The organism is Bacillus sp. sid0103 (assembly GCF_019219025.1).
This window is the reverse complement of record NZ_JAHUWN010000004.1, coordinates 141,078-164,203: the sequence shown is the minus strand read 5'-3', so window position 1 is coordinate 164,203 and position 23,126 is coordinate 141,078. Positions and strand designations below refer to the sequence as shown.

Here is a 23,126-nt window from a genome sequence, read left to right as displayed (position 1 = left end):
AATAAGGTGAAAAAAGTGACAACTATTTTAGCGAAACGAGGAACCGAGCTCCGCTGTAAAGGATGGAGACAGGAAGCACTATTACGGATGCTCGAGAACGTTCTTGAAAATGGGGAAAACCCTAACGAACTGATTGTGTACGCTTCACTAGGAAAGGCGGCGAGAAACTGGCCTTCTTATCATGCAATCGTTCGTACATTAAAGGAATTAGAGGAAGACGAAACCCTTGTGATTCAATCTGGTAAACCGATTGGGATATTCAAAACCCATCGCCAGGCGCCCTTGGTGGTGATGGCCAATTGTAATTTAGTAGGAAAGTGGGCCACAAGTGAAAACTTCTATCAGCTCCAGGAAAAAGGGTTGATTATCTGGGGCGGTCTAACAGCGGCGGCGTGGCAATATATCGGTTCACAAGGTGTGATACAAGGAACCTATGAAATCTTTCAAAGCATTGCGCGTCTATATTTCGGTGGAGATTTAACCGGACGGTTTATTTTAACGGCAGGATTGGGGGGAATGGGCGGTTCCCAGCCATTAGCAGGAAAAATGGCGAATGCGGCAATTCTATGTGTAGAAGTATCCGAGGAAAGAATAGACAGAAGAATAGCAGCAGGTTATCTGGAAAGAAAAACAGAGAATCTGGATGAAGCATTAAACTGGATTCAACAAGCTGTTCAAAACAAAGAAAGTTTGTCTGTTGGCCTGCTTGGAAATGCTGCGGAGGTTTATCCGGAGCTTTTAAAAAGAAACATCATACCTGATATAGTAACGGATCAAACCTCCGCGCATGACCTTTTATATGGTTACGTTCCAAGTAATTACACAACCGCGCAATTAGCAAAAGCAAGAGAGAACCGGTCTGAACAGCTGCAAGAAGATGCCGGGATTTCTATTGCAAAAGAAGTAAAGGCCATGCTTGGTTTTAAAGAAAAAGGAGCAGTGGTATTTGATAATGGAAATAATATTCGAACCCAGGCAAAACAATACGGCGTAGAAAATGCATTTGATATTGATATTTTTACAGAAGCCTTTCTACGTCCGCTTTTTGCTAGAGCAATCGGTCCCTTCCGCTGGATTGCACTTAGTGGTGATGTAGAAGATATTCGGACCATTGATCAATATATATTGGAAGAATTTCGCGACAACGAAATTGTTACCAATTGGATTAGACTAGCGAATCAGTATATTCCAGTGGAAGGTCTCCCAGCCAGAATCGGATGGTTAGGTCATGAGGATCGAACCAAACTGGCACTTGCAGTGAATCGTTTAGTAAGAGAGGGGAAATTGTCTGGACCAATTGCTTTCTCGCGGGATCATTTGGATGCAGGTGCCATGGCCCATCCTAATATCATGACGGAACGGATGAAGGATGGAAGTGACGCCATCTCTGACTGGCCATTACTAAATGCAATGCTTAATTGTTCATCCATGGCGGATTTAGTTGCGATTCATTCGGGAGGAGGCGGTTATACAGGTTTTATGACTAGTGCAGGAGTAACAATTGTGGCGGATGGTTCGGAGGAGACGGATATTCGAATTCAGACACTGCTTCAAAATGATACGGGTTTAGGTGTTTTACGTTATGCGGATGCAGGTTATGAAGAATCGTTAGATGAAATTTCCAAAAAGGGTATTAATCGAGTGAATACAAATGAGGAGGAGAACATTCATGCGTGAATTAACGAAAGATGATGTGCTAGCAGCTGTTAAAGGTGGATCCGTATTTGCAAGCGGAGGCGGAGGCTGGGTGGATCATGGATTAGAAATCGGAGGAGCAGCACTAGCTGTTGGAAAACCAAAGCTGGTTTCAGTGGATGAGCTCCCAGATGATGCGATTATTTTGACTTGTACTGCGATAGGGGCACCAGCAGGAAGAGATTGGCAAATGTTGGGGAAAGATTATATAAAAGCGGTTCAACTGATTATCGAAAAATATGAAGGGAAAATTGTCGGGGTGATGACTCCACAAAACGGGATGTCAAGTACTATTAATGGATGGCTTCCGGCTGCTGCTCTTGGCTTGGTTGTGGTAGATGCTACGGGAGATATCAGAGCACATCCTACGGGAAAAATGGGTTCCTTAGGACTTTCTTCTAATATTGAGTACGAAACCATACAGGCTGTGGCAGGGGGCAAACCAGAGATTGGAAGCTATCTGGAACTCGTAGTCAAAGGAACGGTAGCAAGGACATCCAATATCTTACGTACGGCCTCCGATATGGCTGGCGGATTTATTGCCGCTGCAAGACATCCCCTTCCTGCTAAGTATATAAAAGAACATGCAGCCCTTGGAGGTATATCTATTGCCATTGATTTAGGCAGAGCCATTATCGAGGCAGAGCCTTTTGGATCGGCACATGTATTAGAGACCATTACGGAAAAAACAGGCGGAAGGATTATTGGCAAGGGAAAAGTAAGTAAAAAAGATGTCCATTACTCCGGCGCCTTTGATATTGGTACCATTGAGGTCGAAGGAGCAGAAAATACCTTCATTCTCCACGTAATGAATGAATATATGGCTGTCGAGGATCGCAACGGAGAACGTTATAGTACATTCCCTGATGTGATTACAACCTTTTCCATCGAGACAGGTCAGCCTGTCAGCGTTGGGAATATAGAAAAAGGGGCAGAAATCGCTGTATTTGCGATTGATAAATCTAAGATCCCACTTAGCTCTAGCGTGAAAGACCCGTCTGTTTATCCGGAAGTTGAGAAAGTATTAGGCATTGAACTCTTTAAATATGCCTTCGAAGAAAAGAAAGAAATCAATGTGTGATCTAGCTATTGGTGACAATGTTATAACGGCGCAAGAGTATAAGAGCCAAGCATTAACTTTGGATGGCAGTCATCTTACAATTGAAGATTTCTATTCTGTAGCATTTGAAAAAAGAAAAATAGAAATTAAAGAGGAAGTAACACAAAGAATTCGTGAATCTAGGCAATTAATCTATGAACTTGCAAGCAAGGATGTCCCGATTTATGGATTTAATCGGGGGGTAGGCTGGAATAAGGATAAAGTCATTGGACCAGCCTCATTTGAACACTATAATCGTAATCTACTTCTCTCTCATTCTGCAGGTGTAAAACCAATGGCAGAAGAGGCGGAAATCCGCGCGGTTATGCTTGCGAGGCTGAACAGTTTACTGTTAGGCTGCACGGGTGTTCAACCTGAGATTGTCGAGAGATATGTAGATTTTCTCAACTTAGGTATCCATCCGGTGCTACCCTTAAAAGGGTCGGTAGGTGCTGCAGACATTTCGACTATTTCCCATATTGGTCTCGCCATGATTGGTGAAGGGGAGGTAGAAGTGAATGGAGTGCGCTTGCCAGCGGCCAAAGCTATTCAAAATGAAGGGTTAACACCGCTTAAACTCGGACCAAAGGATGGCCTCGCCATCGTAAGTTCCAATGCATTATCAGCCGGGACAGGAGCTATCGCATTATTGGATTTTAAGAGAGTGATAGAATTGGCCGATATGGTTTATGCGTTATCGTTAGAGGCCATTCGGGGGAATATTAGCCCGCTCGATGAGGCGGTACATCGAGTACGGCCCTTTCCAGGACAATTAGGGAGTCTAAAAAATATCAGAAAGATACTTGCAGGCAGCGACTTGTGGACCAGCTATAATAAAGAATCGCTGCAAGATCCGCTTAGTTTTCGAGATGCTTGCCAAATTCATGGTGCGGCTCGGGATGCTTACCATTATTGTAAAGAGCAGCTGGAACTACATATAAATAGTTCCGATGACAATCCATGTGTGCTCGTAGAGGAAAAGCGAATTGTTTCTTGTGCCAATTTTGATCCTCTCTCGTGGGTTCTTGGTTTTGAAATGGCTGGAAATGCTTTACACCATATTTCAAAAAGTTCTTGTTACCGGACGATTAAATTAGGAAATCCTTCTTTTACTGGTCTTTCACGTTTCTTAACACCCAATGAACAGGAGTCGATCGGATTCTGTACCTTGCAGAAAACTATTACGGCCTTGGATGCGGAGATTCGTCATTTATCAAATCCCGCTTCAGCCGATTACTTTTCACTTGCAGGGGATATAGAGGATCATGGAACCAATGCACCATTTGTTGTTTCAAAAACAAGAGACATCTTGGATAAACTCTTTACTATCTTAGGAATTGAAGCCATTCATGCAGCTCAAGCCATCGATCTTCGCGGTTCCATACAGTTAGGAAAGGGCACAAAAGCAGCCTATCAGGCGATTCGTTCAGTGGTTTCATTTTATTCAGAGGACCGAAATTTAACGGTCGATATTGAGAAAATTTACACGCTCTTTAAAAACGGGAAATTCCTAGAAAAATTAAAACGAAATAATGGGAGTGAGGCTAATGGTACATCATGACCCCCAATGGTCATTGAGAGATGGCAATCAAGAAGGATGGCAAATCAGAGCTGAAAAGAGTCCAAAATGGATTCGAGTGAAATTTGGGAGTGAATTCATTGCTGACAGTAAACGTGTCGTTAACGTGACGGAAACGGGAAAACTGCCAGTCTATTATTTTCCCTTAGCAGATATTCGGAACGAGCAACTAATAAAATCAGATAAACGAACGGTTGACCCAAACAAGGGAGAGGCTATTTATTGGCATATAAAAGCAGGCGATAATGTGATTGAGAACGCTGCTTGGAGTTTTCCAAATCCTCCAGAGAAAAGCTCCGTAATTAGTGGTCTTGTATCTTTTGTTTGGAATAAGGCAGACGCATGGTACGAAGAAGAGGAAGAAGTATTTGTTCATGCGAGGGACCCGTACTCAAGAATTGATGCTATTCCAAGTTCCCGGCATGTCCAAATTATAATTGATGGTGAAATTGTTGCGGACAGCAAGCGGCCTGTGATTCTATATGAAACAGGATTAACACCTAGGTATTATTTGCCGAAGGAGGATATAAAGCTGGATTTATTAATTCCGAGTCAAACACAGACTCAGTGTCCATATAAGGGATTTGCAAGTTATTGGTCGGTTTCCATTAATGGAAAGAAATATAAGGATGTTGTCTGGAGTTATATTGAACCACTTCCAGAGGTGCATGAAATAAAAGGATTGCTAAGCTTTTATAATGAAGCAGTGGATACCGTATTGATTGACGGAGAAGAATGGTCATTAAACTCAAAAGATCGACTGCCTTATAAAAAAGTGGTGGAAAGTTCATTGAACTAAATGGCTTTATAAACGAATCTTGAATCATGTATTGAGAAAAAAACTGTAGATGGCAATTATCTACAGTTTTTATTATGGAATCATTTCTCAAACTTCACACCTAAATTGCAATATCATACTTGATTTATTGGATTAATGTAATTCTGTTATGAAGTCGCTGAATCCGTAATCTAAAAGGAACGATGCTGCTACAGCTATAAGGCTAACCAAAGCTTATAAACACCCTTGCCTGTAAGGGAGTTTCCGAATCAATCTGACGCGATTGTAGAATTGAATAGGGGAGAATACAGAGATATTACTTTCTTAAGGGGCGGTGGAGCAGGAAGCAAAAACACAACACCACGTTTTGCCTTGGAATAAATGCGGCTATGTAAGTACAAAAAGTTATGATAAGGTGAAAGCCTTTTGTGTATGGCTTAAAAAAGAAAAACAGGAATGTAACAAAGTAGACAAGCATAAAATTAAATCGTAATTATTTCGGTTTAAAGGAGCTATATATGACAATTTCATCTCCTATAAAGGACATATTCCTATACGGTCTATTTTTGTTTATTGTGTATCTTTTTTTCTTTGGAAATAATGAATCCCTTCAAATCATAGGTGTCATTTTTCAGGGTGAATGGAGGACTGTATTTGTTGTTTTTCTTGGCATTTTACTTGAAGCACTTCCTTTTATAGTTATTGGTGCATTAATGGCATCGGTTATTCAAATATTTATAACCGAAGAAATCATACAGAGATTTATCCCCAAAAGGCCTATTCCGGCAATGATTACTGCGTTAATGGGAGCTGCCATCCTTCCTGTGTGTGAATGCGCAATCATCCCGGTGGTCAGAAGGTTGATTCAAAAGGGTATGCCAGTGCATGCCGGTACCGTACTTCTGATTGGTGCACCGATTTTGAATTTTGTGGTATTCGGTTCTACGTTTTATGCCTTTCAACGGCAGCCTGAAATTTTTTACGGGCGATTTATTTTGTGCGTAATGACAGCTCTTATTGCAGGAACAGTAATTTATGTTAGTTTCAACAAAACAAATATTCTGAAATTTAATACGGAAGATTTGACTCTGCAGAGGCCATTAAATCAAAACAGAGGGGCTTCAAAGTTAAAGGGGGTATTGCATCATACTTGCCAGGAATTTTTTGCTGTGGGTAAGGTATTTATAATCGGTGCATTTCTTGCAAGTATTGCTCAAGTGTATGTTCAGCAATCCATGCTTATTGAAACGGCAAAAGAACCTGTAAACTCAACGATTATGATGATGGCGTTTGCCTTTATTCTGTCACTTTGTTCAGAAGCGGATGCATTTGTTGCGGCTTCTATAGGACATGTATTTCTTCCAGGTGCAATATTAGGATTTTTAGTTTATGGTCCAATTTTGGATTTAAAGAATGTATTTGTTATGTTATCTTCGTTCAAAGTTCGCTTTGTACTGCTCTATTTTCTTGTCATAACTATAACAGTATTTGGCCTCTCATTGCTGGCTGGCCACCTAATAAATGGAGGTTAAAAAATGAAAGAAAAGCAGGTTCCTATTTGGCAATTCAACAACGAACTACAGGGAATTCTTTTAATTGGTTTTAGTTTAGTGATTTTTAAGCTATATGTATCAAAAAAAATCTTGATAATACTGGAACCCAAGATGATTCCTTTTTTGTTGTTTGCTATGGTAAGTCTTTTTATAATCGGTTTTTTCCGTCTTTTAAATAGTGATTTAAATGGAGCGGACTGCGATTGTGAAGTTTGTGATCCATCTTCTTCATTGTTCATAATCATCATGAAATCTTCTTTTTTCATTTTTGTGATCATACTATCTCTTGTCCTAAATGATTTTATTGATACCGTTCATGTACCTTTCAAATAGCATGAGTAATATTTCTCCTAATGAGCAGAGAGGAACAGCATTATTAAATAACAAAAAAGCTGATTCCAAGGAATCAGCTTTTTTGTTCATAATTAGAGATGGGCATTCATTTCTAAACTGAGTTTTCTTTTTCTATTGACCTAATCTCGGAAATGGTTAATGACAAACAAATAATACCGGTGATGCATCTTCAGCATTGTGATAAAAACTTTTTTGTGGTTTCTAGGCCCTAAGGCCACATCTCAAAGGCATTAAGTCATTTAAATAAGAAATAGCTGATTTGTCATGTCATGATGAAGAGTTCTGTTAATTTGCGCCATACAATGAATAAATTGCTGTACTAATTCTTGTTTATTCCAATAAAAACAAGTTCACTTAATCTTGTTTCATTCTCTTTCCATTGACGGTCCTCACCCTGAAAACAACATATGTAGTGCATGATGCAAAGAAACAAAATACTGAAAGGCTAACTGTATACAGCAACAAGGAACAAATATTTTAAATATTTTTAACGAAATGAACTTGCTCATTGAATAAAAAAGTGGTAAATTATCAATTATTCAAGTTCAAATCGTAATGATTACGATTTTAAAGAGGTGAGGTGTATGTATAAATGGACGATTGTTCGCAATATCTCTGTGGCACGCCAAGCAGCGGCACGGATTGTTAGTAGTTTATAGTGACGGATTACATAAAAGGTTGGAGTTTTCTAGGAACAAATTGTTTTAGAAATTTTGGATTTATTCCCTTTTTAAACATAATTTTTATAAATGCCGTCATTATGCATTATATGGAGAGCGGTGCATATCTGTTGTAATATAAGATGAAATCTTTACGTTTTACTGAAAGTATATGTAGACGAGGAGGATTACGATGAAAAAAATACCCACTTATATTATTTCAGGATTTTTGGGAAGCGGAAAAACAACATTGCTGCTACATTTATTAAAGTATTGCAAATCTCAACAAAAAAAAGCTGCCATTCTATTAAATGAGCTAGGCAGTGTAAATGTAGAAAGTTACTTGTTTGAGGACGAGAATGTATTTGAGTTATTAGATGGATGTATCTGTTGTTCAATTCAAGACGATTTAAAAGCAACATTAACATCACTTTTAGAAACACACACTGAAAAATCTATTGATGCATTATTCGTTGAAGGGACAGGTGTTGCGAATCCGTTAGAAATCGTAGAAGTAATGGCTAGTCCTCCTTTTGTGCACTATTTTGATATTCAATCCGTCATTAGTATGATTGATGCAAGTTCTTACTTAGAAAATCAAGATATTTTTACTTCGAAAACAGTTCGTGACTTGCTTAAAAATCAAATTAAGGGAGCTACAACTGTCGTTCTAAATAAAGTGGATCTGGTGAATGAAAAACAATTACAAAAAATAGATGCTAAACTCATTAAGTTGCTAGATAACAATACACAAGTAATGAAGACTTCCTATGGAAACATTGATATCGGCGAATTACTACAAAAACGGTCAGACACAACCGTCGTTTCACATAAACACCAAACAGGTAGTTGTGATGATCCTCGTCATTCTACTTGTAATCATGACCATGCACACCATCATGATCATGTACAGCATGCGAGCATTAAAACCATAACGATTCAAGATGTTCCTTCTGTAACTAGAAGACAACTAAAAAAATGGCTGAAATCATTACCAGAAGGGGTTATGCGTGGAAAAGGATACATATTCCTGAAAGATAAACCGGGTTTGTATCCATTTCAGTATAGTTCTAATCAAGTGCATATAGGTGATTTTCCGCAAAAACTTGAAGCAGATCCTTGTATTGTCTTAATTGGGAAAGATATAGATATTACGACTATTCAAAACTCTTACACTACCCAATTTACCTTATCCTAACTATGTGTGGACTAAGTAAAATAAAGACCGACTCTTTGTTAACAGATTGTCCTGCAAAGGTAGTGGGGGGAGGGATTACTATTAAAATCAGATGTACAGGTCTATCAACTAAATCGTAATCATTCAGATTTATAAAGGAGAAGGAAAAGTGAAGAAAATACCGGTAACCGTATTAAGTGGGTATCTAGGGGCAGGAAAAACAACATTATTAAATCACATTTTAGCAAACCGTGAAGATAAAAAGGTTGCTGTGATTGTTAATGATATGAGTGAAATTAATATTGATGCGTCTTTAGTAAAACAAGGAGGATTTTCACGTACAGAAGAAAAACTGGTGGAAATGCAGAATGGTTGCATTTGCTGCACGCTGAGGGAAGATTTAATAAAAGAAGTGGAGAAGCTTGCTGTTTTAGGGGATATTGATTACATTGTCATTGAATCAACCGGCATTAGTGAGCCGATACCCGTAGCCCAAACGTTTACCTACGTTGATGAAAATTTAGGAATTGATTTATCTGCGTTTTGCAGGCTCGATGCCATGGTGACTGTTGTCGATGCGAATCGTTTCTGGCATGATTTTGCTTCCGGGGAAAGCCTGCTAGATCGGAAACAGGGGACAGATGAGTCGGATACGCGTGAAGTGGTCGACTTATTAATCGACCAAATTGAATTTGCGAATGTGCTGGTCTTAAATAAAATCGATTTAGTGGGTAAAAAGAGTGTACTTGAGCTAAAAGCAGTCCTGCAAAAGCTGAATCCAGATGCAATAATAATTGAAAGTGATCACTCACAAGTAGACTTAAATGAAATATTGGATACAAAATTATTTGATTTTGAAGAGGCAAGTCAAGGGGCAGGCTGGATCAAGGAATTAACGGAAGAGCATACTCCAGAAACAGAGGAATATGGCATTTCATCCTTCGTCTATCGCAGGAGGAGACCATTTCATCCTGAAAGATGGATGCAATGGTTAGACGATTGGCCAGTGGAAGTCGTTCGAGCAAAAGGATTCTTTTGGCTGCCTACCCGAAATGATATGACAGGTCTGTTATCACAAGCAGGACCCTCGATTATGCTTCAGGGAGCTGGCGAATGGCTTGCGGCTTACCCTGAACACGAAAGAAAGCAAATCCTTATGGAAGAACCAGAGCTATTGGAGAATTGGGATGAAGAATTTGGTGATCGGTTGACAGAACTTGTTCTAATAGGGGTTGATATGAACCGCGATGAAATCGAGGCTTCTTTAGATCGATGTTTATTGACCGATGAAGAAATGAAAATGGACTGGGATTTATTCCATGATCCGCTTCCATCCTTTACAGTTACCGCGTAATAAATACCCACAAGGAGGATATAAAAATGAGAGTAAAAATCACGTTAGCATGTACAGAAACAGGAGACCGCAATTACATTACCACCAAAAATAAGCGAAATAACCCAGACCGTATTGAATTGATGAAATATTCACCACGTTTAAAAAGACGTACGTTACACCGAGAAACAAAATAATTACTCAAGAACTGTCAAAGGGATTATGAGATGTTATTTCTTTTGATTATAAAAATTAAAATAACGAATGACGTTCTGTATTGTAAATGACTGTGTATTCCCTGGTTACAATAACTGTTGCCAGAGAAGATTGATAAGAATATGACAGAAATATAACGTAAGAGCTCCTTATTATTTTAGAGGAGCTCTCACTTAATGAAGCTATGAATTAGCTAGCATTAAATTGATTGAAAAATCTCTACCGGATCATGATCATCACAATGACCATCAGTATATGATGAAGGCGGTCATTTACAAGGTAATCCATGTGATCTCCATGAGGAACCATTTCATGCCCGCAATCACTTTCGTGATTACAGCCGCAGCTAACTGGCTTACATTCATCCCAGTGACCTTGATGTTCATGGATAGAACGCTTTATTTTACAAAATCAAAGGTTCTAAGATTTTGATCCATGCGGATGTGAATAGTGCTTTGAATATTGTCCGTAAACAAACCAAGGATGTCTTCGAAGGACTGGAAAGAAAACAGTTCCTTCAATCCCAACGAAAAATAATTATCATGAAGAAAAGAAAGGCAGAGCTGAAGGCCTCGGACTGATGTAGTAGCGGAGCTGTGGTAGCCCTCGTAAAGACAATGCGGCTTTAAAGCCTATTCTCTCGAAACCCCTAGCTTTAGCTATGGGGATACTCATCTACTTGCGTATTTGTACTTTTCCGGGTTACTCTATTTTTACTTTTATACTATCTATAGCGTTATAACCATATCCCTTCCTGTTCCACATTGGATCCAATGGTTGAATATTGCCTAGAGAATCAGTTGCTTTTGATTTTATGATATATTCTCCTTTTTTAAGAGCATCCCATTTATATTTCCACCGAACCCAAGCATATTTCTCGGATGATGAAGTCAATTGGCATGTATTCCATGTTTGACCTTCATCCAAACTAATTTCCACATTGGTTATTTGGCCTTTTCCTGTCCATGCGATCCCATAAATTTCATATATCCCTGTAGGCATTAGTTGCATATTTAGTGGCTGTTGTATGGTTGAGTTAACATTGATCGTAGTAACAGGAGCATTTATTTTATCGTTTTCTTTGTTCGAATAGTAAACGTAATCGATAGATTGAAATGGACCTTTAAATTGGTTATCAATCACAATCATTTTTTTTATCCATTTTACCGATGCCATGGCGTACCATCCAGGGACGATTAATCTCAGCGGGTATCCGTGCTTGAAGGGGATAGGGTGATTGTTATATTCATAAGCAATAATGGTATCTGGATCAAGGGCTTTTTCAATGGGTAAACTCCTTGAAAAATGGAATAGTTGTTTAGATTCAGGTCTTTCTCCATAATCATAACCCTCAAAAACAATTTCTTTGGCAGTATCAAGCAATCCTGTATAATTCAATATGGAACTTAAAGATACACCTTTCCAAATCCCTTGACTGATCGCACCTTTACCCCATTGCTCTCCAAACACTTTTGGTTTAAAGAACTCTCGCTTATTACCTGCACATTCTAATACAAGTTTTATCGTTTTTGATGGTAGTGAGTAAATTTCCTGTAAAGAAAAGACTTTTGGGGTGTGCACTAATCCCTCGATAGGAAGAAAATAGAAGGAGGATGCAAATTTGGGGTAAGGAAAATGGTTTCTTCTATAAAAGAGTTTTTCATTTACAATATCGAAATGATAAAAATGTATGGGTGTTTCCTGATTTTCAGGAACTAGTTTCTTGGTAATCAGATTGGGGCTAACTTGGTGTAGATGAGAATTTTGCATATAACTACCTCCTTTAAAATGGAGTTGCTCCTTCATGATTATGTTGTTTATGAATTCTCATTCAAAGTTTTTATGTTTTTCTAGTGAATGGAATAAAGACCATTTATTCCCCAGTGAGTTGGAATCAATTGAATAGATAAGCAAGGCGTTTTTTGAGGTTACGTTTAATGAATGAGAAACAAGCACTTACCAGGAGAATCAAGTTCCGAGGTAAGTGCTTTTTGGGTGTAGACTTCACTTCATGAAAATGATTCAAAATTATGCTAATCTTAAGTTATTACTGAGAGGAGGGATTAGATAATGAGTAAAGCCATTCCAGAGGTGACTCTTAATGATGGGTTAACTTTGCCAGTTATCGGGCTGGGTACATATAAGCTAAAAGGAAATGAAGGGGTTAATTCTATCCAAAGTGCTATGGATATCGGTTATCGACTAATAGATTCTGCTTATAATTATGAAAATGAAGGAACGGTAGGTGAAGCAGTTAGACGCAATTCAGTTCCTAGAGAAGAGTTAAGAATTGCTTCCAAATTGCCGGGTCGTTATCAATCGTATCATAAAGCAGTAACGACGATTGAAGAATCCTTATATCGCGCCCATCTAGATTATTATGATTTATATTTAATACATTGGCCGAACCCAAAACAAGACCAATATGTGGAAGCATGGCAAGCATTAATTGCCGCAAAAAAGAAAGGGCTAATTCGTTCAATTGGTGTGTGTAATTTCTTGCCTGAACACATGGAGCGTCTAGAAAAGGAAACGGGTGTTAAGCCTAGTGTGAACCAAATTGAATTACATCCTTACTTCAATCAAGCGGATCAAAGAAATTGGCATGAAGAACATGAGATTAAGATCGAGTCGTGGAGCCCATTAGCTCGCGCCAATGATATTTTACATAATGACACGCTTCAAATGATTGCCAACCAGCATAATAAAACAATTTCACAAATAATTCTACGTTGGCATTATCAACTGGGGGCCATTTCGATTCCGAAATCTTCTTCTCCTACAAGACAACTTGAAAATATCTCAATCTTTGACTTCACCTTAGATGAAACAGAAATGAGCCTTATTTCAGGATTTAGTCGCCCTGATGGAAGGATCAATAATCAAGACCCAGCTGTATACGAAGAATTTTAAACAAGTAATGAACGTATCCATTTAACAACCTCCCCGTTAAAAAAGGGAGGTTGTTTGGTGTTCTTGTTGAATCTCTTTTTGTAAGTTAAAACATGCAATTCTCATTAGGGGACTCCTCTGGTAGAGGTTGTCCGATATCCCACCATTCAACGATTAGGTTGCAATTTAACTATTTATTGAACGTTGAAATTAACAATATTTTCCATATGGTGTAGGAGGATTGTAAATAATGAATATTATTACGTTTCCGTGAGAACATAATAGTTAAAAGCAGCAGACACCTTATTGAGCATGAAGGGATCAGTTCGGTTGAAGAAAACGTATTAGGAATTGTTAGGATGATAATGAATCGAAATGGATTGTGATCATATCCTTGCACCTAAAGAGGAGCAAATTTTAAAGATTAGATGATATGATGTGGGGTGTGTCAAAATGTCTCTTACATACATATGATATTCAATCCAATACTTGTCAATTGACAAAATGAACTGTAACGATTAAATTTACAGTATGAGAACTGTAATATTTTTCGTTACAATTTAACGTGTTGGCCAAAATATACGCAAGGAGTGTGTAAAGGTATGGTAACTTTGTATACGACACCAAGCTGTGGGTCTTGCCGAAAAGCAAAAGCTTGGCTTGAGGAACATCAAATTGACTATATGGAAAGAAACATTTTATCTCATCCCCTTACAGTCGATGAAATTAAATCGATTCTTCGCATGACAGAAGAGGGAACGAGCGAAATTATTTCAACAAATTCAAAGGCGTTCCAAGATTTAAACGTAGATATTGAATCTCTTCCGCTAAATGAATTATATAAATTAATTATGGAGCATCCCAAAATGGTGCGCCGGCCAATTATCATGGATGAAAAAAGATTACAAGTAGGATATAACGAGGACGAAATTCGTAGTTTTCTGCCCCGTAGGATTCGAACCTATTTGTACAACGAATTGCAGAAAGAGGCCAATTAAGGGCAAAATGTTAGTCTAAACAGTTAAAACTATAACTCTTATATAAATGTTTTTAAAAGGAGGAATATGAAATGATTGAAGTTTTCGTGACAGTGAATTATAAAGATCGAAATTACCAAACCAATGTTATTGCGGAAAAAGATATGACATGGGAAAAAATTAAACGGATCGCAGAAGAACAAGTCAAAAAACAATGGGATATTTAAATAAATCGACATATCAACGGACTTAGATAAGTTAAATGCTTGGCTACCTAATCTGTAATGCTTAGTATTACAGTACGTTATTAATTTTAAGAAAGATGAAGAAAATACATGTAATAGTAAAACTAGTGAGAAGTTTTATTGCTTAGGAGGCAAGCACATGAATAGTGATTTTACCCTTGCCATTCATAGTTTATCTTTTCTTGCGCTACAGCCGGACCGCATGTCAACTAGCGAGACCATTTCGGAAAGTGCCGGCGTCCATCCGGTACGCATTCGAAAAGTGCTAAGTTTGTTAAAAAAACGTGGATTTATTAAATCAAAAGAGGGAACGGGCGGCGGATTTATTTTTGCGCAAGATCTAAGTGAAGTGAATCTTTGGGATCTCTATAAGATAACCTCAGAAGGTGCCCTGCAGCCCAAGTGTCCTGAATCAAATGAAAAGTGTATTGTAGGGGCGAATATGCAAAGAGTTCTATGCAGCATTTTATTTGGAGCGGAAGAACATCTTGGAGAATATTTAAAGGAGTATACGATCAAAGAGGTGGTTGATCTTGTTAATACTCGGCGGTGACCGATATCTGGCTGCAGACTTATTTAACTAAAATGTAATAAAAAAAATTACAGATCAAATATAGCTAGCTTATCCCAGGATTAAACGAAAAAAATAAGAGGGTGAAAAGACAATGTTCTCAAATAGTACGATTTTAAAAACAGGTGATTGGATTAAGGCTGAATCACGGGATGGCGAATTAATAATTGGTTATATTGATTCACTGTCTAGTCTAGAAGGAGTAGTAAAGGTAACCGTTGTTACAAGTGACAATAATCATATGATTGGCAAAACAATACCAATTTTAAGTAAACGGGTTAAAAAGCTGCCTGTTTCTAATGTAACCAACAAGACACAAATTGAATTTCTCCTAGACTTGGCTTTATCAACAGGGGATAAGGAATGGTTTTTGGCACTTTCTTCGGAGTTAAACGCAATGAAGCAGCTTGTTAATGGAGTACATTAAAACTTACACATTGACTTCCATTTGTGTTGAATTTTGATAAAAGGTATATCCAATATTTATTGGAACGGGTTAGTCCAAATAGCGGAACAAAAAGGTGCATTAATCCAGAAACGGATTAATGCACCTTTTTACATAAGTATTTGCCTCAGGGTTTTACATATTTTCAAGGAGAACTAATCCATGTAATCTCCTAATTTGTTACACTAAATTTGAAAACAAACAACTAACAAATAGGATAAACGTGATTTAGCAGCACATCCATTTTAGTACGTTAGAACATGCCGTTCTCATTTTGGGAATCCTCTGGTATGGGTTGTCCTATATCCCACAATTCAACGATTTGGTTATCTTGGAAACGGAAGATATGTACCACAGCTCCTCCAAGATCCTCTGGATGCTGCCTTACATGCGAGTAAACAGCAACCTTATCATTCTCTTGAATCGCAAGTTTGACCTCCAAGATTTTGTTGGGGTTTATAGCTGCATTCTCTTCCATTGCGAGCATGAGTGATTCTGCATCGCCACGGAAATAAGGGTTGTGGTGACGAAAGTCAGGACTTATGAAAGTCTGGTATGCTTCGCGAACTTTCCCTGATGCGACAAGCTGTAGAAAGGACACTGCCTTCTCTTTGAAAGAGTGGTTCGATGTCAATGGTTGTTCCGTGTTCATTCTAATCCTCCTTTTTCTTTTTTTTCATCGATGCTGATCAACAAGAATTTGATTCCCGTCTGGATCTTCAATGATAAAATGCGCTGGTCCCTCTGTTGTTTCGTCTGCTTCAGTCAGCATTTTTATTTCTTCAGCCTTTAGTTGTTTTTGAATGTCTCGAATGTCCGTAAACGATTCGAGGTTTTCGGCATTTTCATTCCATCCAGGATTAAAGGTCAGAATGTTCTTTTCAAACATTCCTTGGAATAGCCCAATAATACAATTTTCATTCTTCATAATAAGCCAATTTTGACTAATGTCCCCACCAAAAGCTTGAAAACCCATTTTTTCGTAGAATGACTTGGAAAGATGAACGTCTTTTACATTTAAACTCACAGAAAAAGCTCCTAGGTTCATATATACTCCTCCTTTTAACGTATCTATTTTTACTATAAATGAGTACTATGAAATTCACAACATTTACCATATTATTAAAGAAGAGGTGGGTTTATTTCACATGCCAAACAAAAAATAAAATGTGCAAAAATAAACGTTTATCAATGTTAAAAATATAGATACGAGATGGGAGAGGAGTATGGTGAATACATTTAAAGAGAAAAGGAAAGCCCGAAGAGACAAGAGAAAAGAAGAAGGAAAGGAATCCATAGGGTGGGAGATTCTTGATGTCTTTTTGGATATCGCAGAATTAATTGGACCAAGTCTTGTTAGGTCTATTCGTTCAGCCATTAAATTCCTGGAACATCATTAATATGATTACTTTAGGAGCTCTTAATTATAGGTTTAATACTGAGAAAAAAAGTAAAAGAATTAAAGACTAAGTTCTTCAATAATGAAAGGAGAAAAAAATGGACAATATCAAAAAAGAGCCACTAGAAAATGATTTCCCCAATATTGGTAAGCCGGCTACAAGAGCTCTTACCAATGCTGGCTACTATAAACTTGATCAATTGACAAAGGTAACTGAATCAGAAATTTTGAAGTTACATGGTGTTGGACCGAAAGCGGTGAGAATACTGAATGAAGCACTTAAAGAGAAACAATTATCTTTTGCTAGAAAATAAACAAGCTCTGAACTCTGTTTTTTAAAGAGTCTAGAGCTTTTTTTATAGTAGAATCTCTTCTGGTTTATTGTAAAATGAACTTCATATGCTCACTGTTGTTCTTGAATAATGAATCAAAGGAAGAATTAGAATATTTTTCCTTAGACCATGCATACTATAAACATAATTTAAAGCAAATGCAGAAAGGGAAGGAGTGGATGTCTTATTTTCTGAAGTTTTTAAGAGGAAAGCGGTCTTCTCGGTTCCATCAAACAAGCAATAATTCTAATCTTCAGAAAAAAAATATGGAAGATGATGTCCTGGACTCTGATTTATCCCAAAATGCAGAGAATCTCCAACTGCTATTTTCTCAAGCACCGGATTTAGTGATTCGTCGCTTTCCCATCGGAGCGAGTAAAACGGAGGCCGCTTTGGTGTACTTGCCCGGATTGACGGATAAAGAGGCGATCCATAATTATGTTCTAAAGCCATTGATGCATAGCTCCTTCGATCCTAATAAGGAACTGCCAATCACAATAGGAAAGATCGAAATGGTCCATACGTGGGGGCAGATCGAAAATGCGATTCTAGGAGGAGATAGCGTTTTATTGTTAAACGGGCAAATCACCGGGTATCAATTAGATACAAAAGGGTGGCCGCAAAGACAGCTTAATAATCCTCAAAATGAACTATCTCTAAAAGGTGCTAATCAAGGATTTGTGGAAACAGGGATTCAAAATATTGCCCTAATCCGCAGGTATATTCCCCATCAGGAATTAATCTTGAAAGAGATGACCGTCGGTATTCGAGGGAAAACAAAGGTTTCCCTTTTATATTTGAGAGATGTTGCTTCTGAAGACGTGCTAAGAGAACTGGAAACACGGATTCAAAATATTACAGTTGACGCTATCATTAATACCGGCGAACTTATCGAGTTCATTGAAGACAATCCTTATTCACCCTTTCCGCAAATTATGTTGACTGAAAGACCTGATACAGCTGCATCCCAAATTCTTCAGGGGAGATTTGTGATTATTATAGATCGTTCTCCGAGCGTATTGATTGCTCCGACAAACTTTATCTCCTTTTTTCAGGCTGTGGATGATTACGGTTCCCGTTGGTTAGTTTCTTCCTTTATCCGGGTAATGCGTTTTTTAGCCTTTATAATTGCCTTATTTTTGCCCGCTACTTATGTTGCGTTTATTTCCTATAATTTTGAAGTTATCCCGATGGAGCTTTTACTTTCGATTGCAGAATCAAGGATACAAGTTCCGTTCCCACCCGTGCTGGAAGCGGTGGTTATGGAAATGATTCTGGAATTGATGAGGGAGGCGGCACTAAGGCTGCCGACTCCGATCGGTCAGACCATTGGCATTGTGGGCGGTATTATCATTGGGCAGGCGGCTGTTCAGGTGGGAATTGTCAGCAACATTATGATCATCGTCGTTGCCGTTACAGCCATCGCTTCTTATAACATCCCAAATTATGATATGAGTTCGTCCATTAGACTATTAAGATTTCCAATGATGTTATCTGCTGCCATGTTTGGAGTTGTAGGGATTGTGGTAGGATGGATGACCATAGTTGGCCACCTGGTTAGTCTTGAATCATTAGGCACACCCTATGGAACTCCTCTAGCTCCATTCCGATTTGCTGATATGAAGGATGCGTTTCTGCGCTTTCCTTTATGGGCAATGAAAAGCCGCCCCAAAGGCACCGGGGCTATTCCAACTATTCGACAAGGTCGAAATCGCACTAAAAGGTGAAACGATGAAAAAATATGCCTATAATGAAATCACTCTCATGCAGTATATCTTTTTGATTAATGGGGCGCAGGTGGCGACGGGTGTTCTAGCTCTCCCGCGTATACTTGCGGAAAAAGCTGGAACGGACGGTTGGATCGCTATTCTGATTGGATGGTTTTTCTCCGTTGTTGCCAGTATTTTTTTAGTTAAAACGGCCGAAAGATACCCAGATGACACCCTTGTCGAAATTCTTATCCGATTATTCGGAAAAATAGTGGGGAAAGCAGCCGTCATCGTTTACATGGTGTACTTTGCTTTTTACGCTTGGATCATTCTTGTGAACGGCTGTCTATATATCAAGGGATGGTTCCTGCCTAAAACCCCAGATTACATCATTTTACTTTTATTTTCGATTCCCACTTTTTTTGTAGCCCGCAACGGGCTGCGCGTTATAGGCAGATATTCCGAACTATCTTTTTACATGGTGATGTGGCTTCCTCTGTTTTTCTTGATACCGCTAAGGGATGGAAATTGGCTGCACCTTCTTCCATTGCTTAAAGAAGGGTGGAAACCAGTCATATCGGCTGTGCCGACCACTGTTTTTTCCTTTTTAGGATTTGAAGTAGCGTTCTTTATGTACCCCTTTTTACAAAAAAAGGAGCATGCGGTTCTCGGAATCACGATTGCTAACACCATGACGATGTTGTTTTATGTTTTTGTAACGATTGTCTGCTTTGTCTATTTTAGCCCCGATGGGATTGTCGAATTTAACCAGCCCGTACTGAATTTACTTAAACTAATTGAATTTCGTTTTTTGGAGCGTTTTGACATGGTTATATTGGCTGTTTATCTGATTGTTGTTTCGACAGCCTGGATACCTTGCGTATACATTGCTACCTTTTGCTCTAGTCAATTGCTTGGAAAACAGGATCACAGTCGTCACGTTTTTATTTTATTATTGATCATTATCGGATTGATATTTTGGCTCGAGCCAACTTGGATGGAATCGGAGAAATGGCAGAAAATGCTTACGAAAGGAGGGCTGCTATTGGCATTTGCAGCTCCTCCCTTTTTATGGGTTTATAGCTGGATATATGAAAAGTTCCGCCGGAGGGTAAGCCATTGAAAAGGAAGACATTGCTTTGCCTATCGCTTGTGGCTATGATGATGACCGGATGCGTGGACCAAATGTATGTTGAAGATGTCACTCTGTCACTAATACTTGGTTTAGACTTGGATGAGGATGACCATTTAGTGGTGTTTATGTCAAGTCCGGTGTTTAACAAAGAAGCAAAGGTAAAAGAAGAGAAAGTCGAAGTGAAGGCTGTTACTATTCGAGATTCCAGGGAACTGTTTGATACGACCGTAATGGCTTTAACATCGGGAAGCAAAACGCAATTAATCTTAGTCGGGAAAAAGCTGTTAAAACGAAAAAATTGGATTGATTATATTGATCCCTTTTATCGGGATCCCAAAAATACGGTAACCACACGCGTTGTCGCCGTAGATGGGCCTGTTTCGGACGTGATTTTTTTCAGGCCAAAAGACAAGCCTCGTCTCCCATTATATTTAACTAATTTAGTTGATACAGCCTTCAGAAGAAATGTCGCTGTAAAAACCACCATTCAAGAATTTCATGAGCAAACGACGGAAAAAGGGATGACAGCAAGCATCACCGAAATGAAAAAAGACCACAAAATCATGTTGACCGGCACGGCTCTGCTGGATGAACAGAACAGATATAAGTTAAGCATCACACCGCATGAAAACAAATTATTACGCATCCTGCAGCATAAAACAAAAGGTGATTTTCCATTTACCATTTCAATCCCTTTGAAATCGAATGGACAGGATAAACATTGGATCAGCTTTAGTACGCCGAACGTCAAGGTAAAAACAAAGGTAAAGTATGACGGTCATTTTATTTTTGACACAGACGTAAAAATGAGAATTGCCATTACAGAACGGCTTTTTCCATTCAATGTAAGGAAGGACACAGCGAAACTGCAAAAGAGTATAGAAACGAAACTGCAAGCCGATTTCGAGCGCTTAATCAAGAGAACGCAAACCGCCACCATTGACCCGTTTGGATTTGGGATTTATGCAAGAGCCTATACGTATCCAGAGTGGAAAAAAGTCCAAAATCAATGGGGGAAAGCCTTTTCGAAGGCTGATGTAAACGTCAAGGTACATGTAACCATTGGCGGGATGGGAACGATGAAGTAACACGGGCCAATGATGTTCTATTTAAAAAAGGCTATTCTTTTTGTGAATGATTACATAAAGGATAGCTTTTTGTTTATGGTGCATCTTACTCGTTTTCAACTAATAGAACAAAGGAAAATAGATTTTCTAATTCCAAGCACAAAAGATTAAAAATTCCAATGGAATGGGAATTAGCCTGGGATTATGTAACTAGAGATATTTATTTTACATCTTTTTGAATTTCTTGTTTTACTTTTTGTGCATCAGTTCCGGCAAATTCTGGTTTCATAATAGAACCCAAATTCTCTTCACTGGACAAGCTCAAAATTATAGGGGTTTTAACTGGCCACTGCTTATGGGCAGTATAAGCATAGTCTCTCTTGTAAACCTTCTAAGACTTCGTCTGGCACTTCCCTGACCTTGATATCCTCACCTAGGAAAAGTAGCCAATTTGTTATTTCGATCAATTCTTCAGGCTTATTAACATTGATAAAAGTCTTTAGAATGGCTGTGGTTTGGTAAGGATTCGTATAGGAAATTGAAACTTTTAAAGGATGGTATTTTTTGAACTGGGCAATCGCTTTTGGACCAAGTTCAAGGACAAGGTTGATTACTTCTTCCTGCTTACTTAGTTTTTCTAAAATCTTTTTCTTACTTAATCTTTTTTTCGTCGGGTAGGGTTTGACATTGGTGAGATGGTCGACAGGAAAAATCTTCTTCTTTTCTTCCTTTAAGTCAAAGCCTTCAATCAGCCAAAGGCTTTTTTCACGATAGAGATGCAAGAGATAAATTGGATAAGACTTGATTACCTTTTCTTCGATGGAAATCAATAAATAGCGATCCAATAGAAGGATTTGAATGAGTTTTTCTAACATGGGATGGGGCAGGTCTGAAAGATCAAGCAGATCGGGATTATAGGGATTGGTCCCTTCAAAAAGCAAGATTTGATTTAAAAGAACAAGGTCATCTTGCTGGTTTTCTGAGATGAGGCCTAGTAATTTTTCAGCTAAAGACTGACGACTCTTTAGATAGGGGAGTTGTTGATTTCTTGTGGCCATAAAGGCAATAAAAAGAGCTTTGACCTCATTATCGGTAAAGCGAACATCGGGCAGGACAGAGTTGTGCATGACAAAATAACCCCCATCCTTTCCAACTTCAGCGACAAGTGGCATCCCCATGGCCTCAATTTCTCTGATATCTCTAATAGCTGTCGAACGAGAGATGTTAAATTCTCGCATGATTTCAGAAATTGTAAAGTGGGAGCGGTTGTTGATATAACGCATAATGATATTAATCCGTTCAACTTTTTTCATCGGGACTCCTAAACAGTATCATTTTTTGACATGATTTAAGGCTATGATATACCCATCAAGTGAAGAAAACAAGTCATTTGAAATTTAAAAAAAGAGGATGGTTTTAAATATGGCAGAATATAATCTGGAAGAAAAAGACAACTTTACCGTTTTAGGTATTGGAACGGAGCTTAAGAGCCATTACACAGACTTTGCTGGCTTAAGCAAGGAAAAGTCAGACTTTTGGCAGGCCGTCAGCCAAGATGGAAGGCTTGCCACTTTAAAAGCCAAAGCCACAAATGACTACGTTTTTGCCGTGAACGAAGCGGTGAATAACAAGATGATGCATTATGCTGGCGTCATGACAGAGGAGTCGGCACCAGATGGAGACAGAGTGATCCAATTTCCTAAGGGGGAATACCTAGTTGTTAAAGGGGAAGGGGAGACGGCTGATGAATTGCACAATAAGCTAGCTGGCATTGCCTTTGGTCAAGTCTTGCCAGAAGCAAAGAATTTTGCCTATGTTGGTGGGCCCAATACAACGGTTGAGATGGGCCAGCGAAACTGCTTAGTTTTTGGTGAAATGTGGATTCCTGTTGTTAGGAAATAAAGAGATAAA

General features: G+C 38.6%; 24 protein-coding genes. 20 read left to right on the top strand and 4 right to left on the bottom strand.

What is annotated here, in order from left to right:
- Nucleotides 1-6: 6 nt before the first annotated feature.
- The 9 genes from KW850_RS06410 to rpmG all read left to right on the top strand — a co-directional run bounded on the left by KW850_RS06410 (nucleotide 7) and on the right by rpmG (nucleotide 10,424).
- Complete coding sequence (locus KW850_RS06410) at nucleotides 7-1,677, top strand: thiourocanate hydratase (RefSeq protein ID WP_218346743.1); 1,671 nt, start codon at nucleotides 7-9, stop codon at nucleotides 1,675-1,677.
- Nucleotides 1,670-2,776, top strand: a complete 1,107-nt coding sequence (locus KW850_RS06405; RefSeq protein ID WP_218346742.1) for a thiohydantoin desulfurase — start codon at nucleotides 1,670-1,672, stop codon at nucleotides 2,774-2,776. Before KW850_RS06410 ends, KW850_RS06405 begins: the two co-directional genes overlap by 8 nt.
- Nucleotides 2,769-4,355, top strand: a complete 1,587-nt coding sequence (locus KW850_RS06400; protein WP_218346741.1) for an HAL/PAL/TAL family ammonia-lyase — start codon at nucleotides 2,769-2,771, stop codon at nucleotides 4,353-4,355. The genes KW850_RS06405 and KW850_RS06400 overlap by 8 nt, the downstream gene beginning before the upstream one ends.
- The gene (locus tag KW850_RS06395; RefSeq protein ID WP_218346740.1) at nucleotides 4,342-5,172 is read left to right on the top strand and encodes a DUF427 domain-containing protein; all 831 of its coding nucleotides are present in this window, start codon (nucleotides 4,342-4,344) and stop codon (nucleotides 5,170-5,172) included. The genes KW850_RS06400 and KW850_RS06395 overlap by 14 nt, the downstream gene beginning before the upstream one ends.
- A 497-nt stretch (nucleotides 5,173-5,669) precedes the next feature.
- Entirely contained in the window at nucleotides 5,670-6,683 is a 1,014-nt protein-coding gene (locus KW850_RS06390; protein WP_218346739.1) for a permease, read from the top strand.
- A gap of 3 nt (nucleotides 6,684-6,686) precedes the next feature.
- Complete coding sequence (locus KW850_RS06385; RefSeq protein WP_218346738.1) at nucleotides 6,687-7,037, top strand: DUF1980 domain-containing protein; 351 nt, start codon at nucleotides 6,687-6,689, stop codon at nucleotides 7,035-7,037.
- An 873-nt stretch (nucleotides 7,038-7,910) separates the two neighbouring features.
- A complete protein-coding gene (locus tag KW850_RS06380) occupies nucleotides 7,911-8,915 on the top strand; it encodes a CobW family GTP-binding protein (protein ID WP_218346737.1) in 1,005 nt (334 codons plus the stop codon).
- Nucleotides 8,916-9,063: 148 nt separating this feature from the next.
- Nucleotides 9,064-10,248: a GTP-binding protein gene (locus KW850_RS06375; protein WP_218346736.1), complete on the top strand. Its 1,185-nt coding sequence runs from the start codon at nucleotides 9,064-9,066 to the stop codon at nucleotides 10,246-10,248.
- 26 nt (nucleotides 10,249-10,274) lie between these two features.
- Entirely contained in the window at nucleotides 10,275-10,424 is a 150-nt protein-coding gene (rpmG, locus tag KW850_RS06370; protein WP_088090954.1) for a 50S ribosomal protein L33, read from the top strand.
- Between the two features lie 721 nt (nucleotides 10,425-11,145).
- Here rpmG and KW850_RS06365 read toward each other — a convergent pair.
- On the bottom strand, nucleotides 11,146-12,213 hold the full coding sequence (locus tag KW850_RS06365) for a sulfite oxidase (protein WP_218346735.1): 1,068 nt from the start codon (nucleotides 12,211-12,213) through the stop codon (nucleotides 11,146-11,148).
- Between the two features lie 300 nt (nucleotides 12,214-12,513).
- Here KW850_RS06365 and KW850_RS06360 point away from each other — a divergent pair, with 300 nt between their 5' ends.
- The 5 genes from KW850_RS06360 to KW850_RS06340 all read left to right on the top strand — a co-directional run bounded on the left by KW850_RS06360 (nucleotide 12,514) and on the right by KW850_RS06340 (nucleotide 15,555).
- Nucleotides 12,514-13,356: an aldo/keto reductase gene (locus KW850_RS06360; RefSeq protein ID WP_218346734.1), complete on the top strand. Its 843-nt coding sequence runs from the start codon at nucleotides 12,514-12,516 to the stop codon at nucleotides 13,354-13,356.
- Nucleotides 13,357-13,937: 581 nt separating this feature from the next.
- Nucleotides 13,938-14,333, top strand: a complete 396-nt coding sequence (spxA, locus tag KW850_RS06355; RefSeq protein ID WP_218346733.1) for a transcriptional regulator SpxA — start codon at nucleotides 13,938-13,940, stop codon at nucleotides 14,331-14,333.
- Nucleotides 14,334-14,404: 71 nt separating this feature from the next.
- Nucleotides 14,405-14,539 (top strand): BA3454 family stress response protein, encoded by a 135-nt coding sequence (locus tag KW850_RS06350; protein WP_218346732.1) that lies wholly within the window; start codon nucleotides 14,405-14,407, stop codon nucleotides 14,537-14,539.
- 157 nt (nucleotides 14,540-14,696) lie between these two features.
- The gene (locus tag KW850_RS06345) at nucleotides 14,697-15,110 is read left to right on the top strand and encodes an RrF2 family transcriptional regulator (protein WP_218346731.1); all 414 of its coding nucleotides are present in this window, start codon (nucleotides 14,697-14,699) and stop codon (nucleotides 15,108-15,110) included.
- A gap of 112 nt (nucleotides 15,111-15,222) precedes the next feature.
- Entirely contained in the window at nucleotides 15,223-15,555 is a 333-nt protein-coding gene (locus tag KW850_RS06340) for an IDEAL domain-containing protein (RefSeq protein WP_218346730.1), read from the top strand.
- 271 nt (nucleotides 15,556-15,826) lie between these two features.
- On the opposite strand, the gene KW850_RS06335 is transcribed toward KW850_RS06340, so the two are convergent.
- Both KW850_RS06335 and KW850_RS06330 read right to left on the bottom strand, forming a co-directional pair.
- Nucleotides 15,827-16,225 carry a nuclear transport factor 2 family protein gene (locus tag KW850_RS06335; RefSeq protein WP_218346729.1) on the bottom strand — a complete coding sequence of 133 codons (399 nt, stop codon included), beginning with the start codon at nucleotides 16,223-16,225 and terminating at the stop codon, nucleotides 15,827-15,829.
- Between the two features lie 24 nt (nucleotides 16,226-16,249).
- Nucleotides 16,250-16,621 (bottom strand): VOC family protein, encoded by a 372-nt coding sequence (locus tag KW850_RS06330; protein ID WP_218346728.1) that lies wholly within the window; start codon nucleotides 16,619-16,621, stop codon nucleotides 16,250-16,252.
- A gap of 181 nt (nucleotides 16,622-16,802) precedes the next feature.
- Here KW850_RS06330 and KW850_RS06325 point away from each other — a divergent pair, with 181 nt between their 5' ends.
- From KW850_RS06325 to KW850_RS06305, 5 genes are all read left to right on the top strand, one after another.
- Nucleotides 16,803-16,973, top strand: coding sequence for a hypothetical protein (locus tag KW850_RS06325; RefSeq protein ID WP_218346727.1), 171 nt, complete (start codon nucleotides 16,803-16,805; stop codon nucleotides 16,971-16,973).
- A gap of 97 nt (nucleotides 16,974-17,070) precedes the next feature.
- The gene (locus tag KW850_RS06320) at nucleotides 17,071-17,286 is read left to right on the top strand and encodes a helix-hairpin-helix domain-containing protein (protein ID WP_218346726.1); all 216 of its coding nucleotides are present in this window, start codon (nucleotides 17,071-17,073) and stop codon (nucleotides 17,284-17,286) included.
- Between the two features lie 197 nt (nucleotides 17,287-17,483).
- The gene (locus KW850_RS06315; protein ID WP_218346725.1) at nucleotides 17,484-19,031 is read left to right on the top strand and encodes a spore germination protein; all 1,548 of its coding nucleotides are present in this window, start codon (nucleotides 17,484-17,486) and stop codon (nucleotides 19,029-19,031) included.
- A gap of 4 nt (nucleotides 19,032-19,035) precedes the next feature.
- Nucleotides 19,036-20,136: a GerAB/ArcD/ProY family transporter gene (locus KW850_RS06310; RefSeq protein ID WP_218346724.1), complete on the top strand. Its 1,101-nt coding sequence runs from the start codon at nucleotides 19,036-19,038 to the stop codon at nucleotides 20,134-20,136.
- Nucleotides 20,133-21,236, top strand: coding sequence for a Ger(x)C family spore germination protein (locus KW850_RS06305; protein WP_218346723.1), 1,104 nt, complete (start codon nucleotides 20,133-20,135; stop codon nucleotides 21,234-21,236). Before KW850_RS06310 ends, KW850_RS06305 begins: the two co-directional genes overlap by 4 nt.
- 332 nt (nucleotides 21,237-21,568) lie before the next feature.
- Here KW850_RS06305 and KW850_RS06300 read toward each other — a convergent pair whose 3' ends face one another.
- Nucleotides 21,569-22,528, bottom strand: a complete 960-nt coding sequence (locus KW850_RS06300; protein WP_218346722.1) for a helix-turn-helix transcriptional regulator — start codon at nucleotides 22,526-22,528, stop codon at nucleotides 21,569-21,571.
- A gap of 109 nt (nucleotides 22,529-22,637) precedes the next feature.
- Between KW850_RS06300 and KW850_RS06295 the strand changes: the two genes are divergently transcribed.
- The gene (locus KW850_RS06295; RefSeq protein WP_218346721.1) at nucleotides 22,638-23,117 is read left to right on the top strand and encodes a GyrI-like domain-containing protein; all 480 of its coding nucleotides are present in this window, start codon (nucleotides 22,638-22,640) and stop codon (nucleotides 23,115-23,117) included.
- Nucleotides 23,118-23,126: the final 9 nt, after the last annotated feature.

Bases quoted from the DNA above. Each gene is read 5' to 3' on its own strand.
- KW850_RS06405 (WP_218346742.1), top strand. From the start codon at position 1,670: ATGCGTGAATTAACGAAAGATGATGTGCTAGCAGCTGTTAAAGGTGGA.
- KW850_RS06400 (WP_218346741.1), top strand. From the start codon at position 2,769: ATGTGTGATCTAGCTATTGGTGACAATGTTATAACGGCGCAAGAGTAT.
- KW850_RS06395 (WP_218346740.1), top strand. From the start codon at position 4,342: ATGGTACATCATGACCCCCAATGGTCATTGAGAGATGGCAATCAAGAA.
- KW850_RS06390 (WP_218346739.1), top strand. From the start codon at position 5,670: ATGACAATTTCATCTCCTATAAAGGACATATTCCTATACGGTCTATTT.
- KW850_RS06385 (WP_218346738.1), top strand. From the start codon at position 6,687: ATGAAAGAAAAGCAGGTTCCTATTTGGCAATTCAACAACGAACTACAG.
- KW850_RS06380 (WP_218346737.1), top strand. From the start codon at position 7,911: ATGAAAAAAATACCCACTTATATTATTTCAGGATTTTTGGGAAGCGGA.
- rpmG (WP_088090954.1), top strand. From the start codon at position 10,275: ATGAGAGTAAAAATCACGTTAGCATGTACAGAAACAGGAGACCGCAAT.
- KW850_RS06365 (WP_218346735.1), bottom strand. From the start codon at position 12,213: ATGCAAAATTCTCATCTACACCAAGTTAGCCCCAATCTGATTACCAAG.
- KW850_RS06360 (WP_218346734.1), top strand. From the start codon at position 12,514: ATGAGTAAAGCCATTCCAGAGGTGACTCTTAATGATGGGTTAACTTTG.
- spxA (WP_218346733.1), top strand. From the start codon at position 13,938: ATGGTAACTTTGTATACGACACCAAGCTGTGGGTCTTGCCGAAAAGCA.
- KW850_RS06350 (WP_218346732.1), top strand. From the start codon at position 14,405: ATGATTGAAGTTTTCGTGACAGTGAATTATAAAGATCGAAATTACCAA.
- KW850_RS06345 (WP_218346731.1), top strand. From the start codon at position 14,697: ATGAATAGTGATTTTACCCTTGCCATTCATAGTTTATCTTTTCTTGCG.
- KW850_RS06340 (WP_218346730.1), top strand. From the start codon at position 15,223: ATGTTCTCAAATAGTACGATTTTAAAAACAGGTGATTGGATTAAGGCT.
- KW850_RS06335 (WP_218346729.1), bottom strand. From the start codon at position 16,225: ATGAACACGGAACAACCATTGACATCGAACCACTCTTTCAAAGAGAAG.
- KW850_RS06330 (WP_218346728.1), bottom strand. From the start codon at position 16,621: ATGAACCTAGGAGCTTTTTCTGTGAGTTTAAATGTAAAAGACGTTCAT.
- KW850_RS06320 (WP_218346726.1), top strand. From the start codon at position 17,071: ATGGACAATATCAAAAAAGAGCCACTAGAAAATGATTTCCCCAATATT.
- KW850_RS06315 (WP_218346725.1), top strand. From the start codon at position 17,484: ATGTCTTATTTTCTGAAGTTTTTAAGAGGAAAGCGGTCTTCTCGGTTC.
- KW850_RS06310 (WP_218346724.1), top strand. From the start codon at position 19,036: ATGAAAAAATATGCCTATAATGAAATCACTCTCATGCAGTATATCTTT.
- KW850_RS06300 (WP_218346722.1), bottom strand. From the start codon at position 22,528: ATGAAAAAAGTTGAACGGATTAATATCATTATGCGTTATATCAACAAC.
- KW850_RS06295 (WP_218346721.1), top strand. From the start codon at position 22,638: ATGGCAGAATATAATCTGGAAGAAAAAGACAACTTTACCGTTTTAGGT.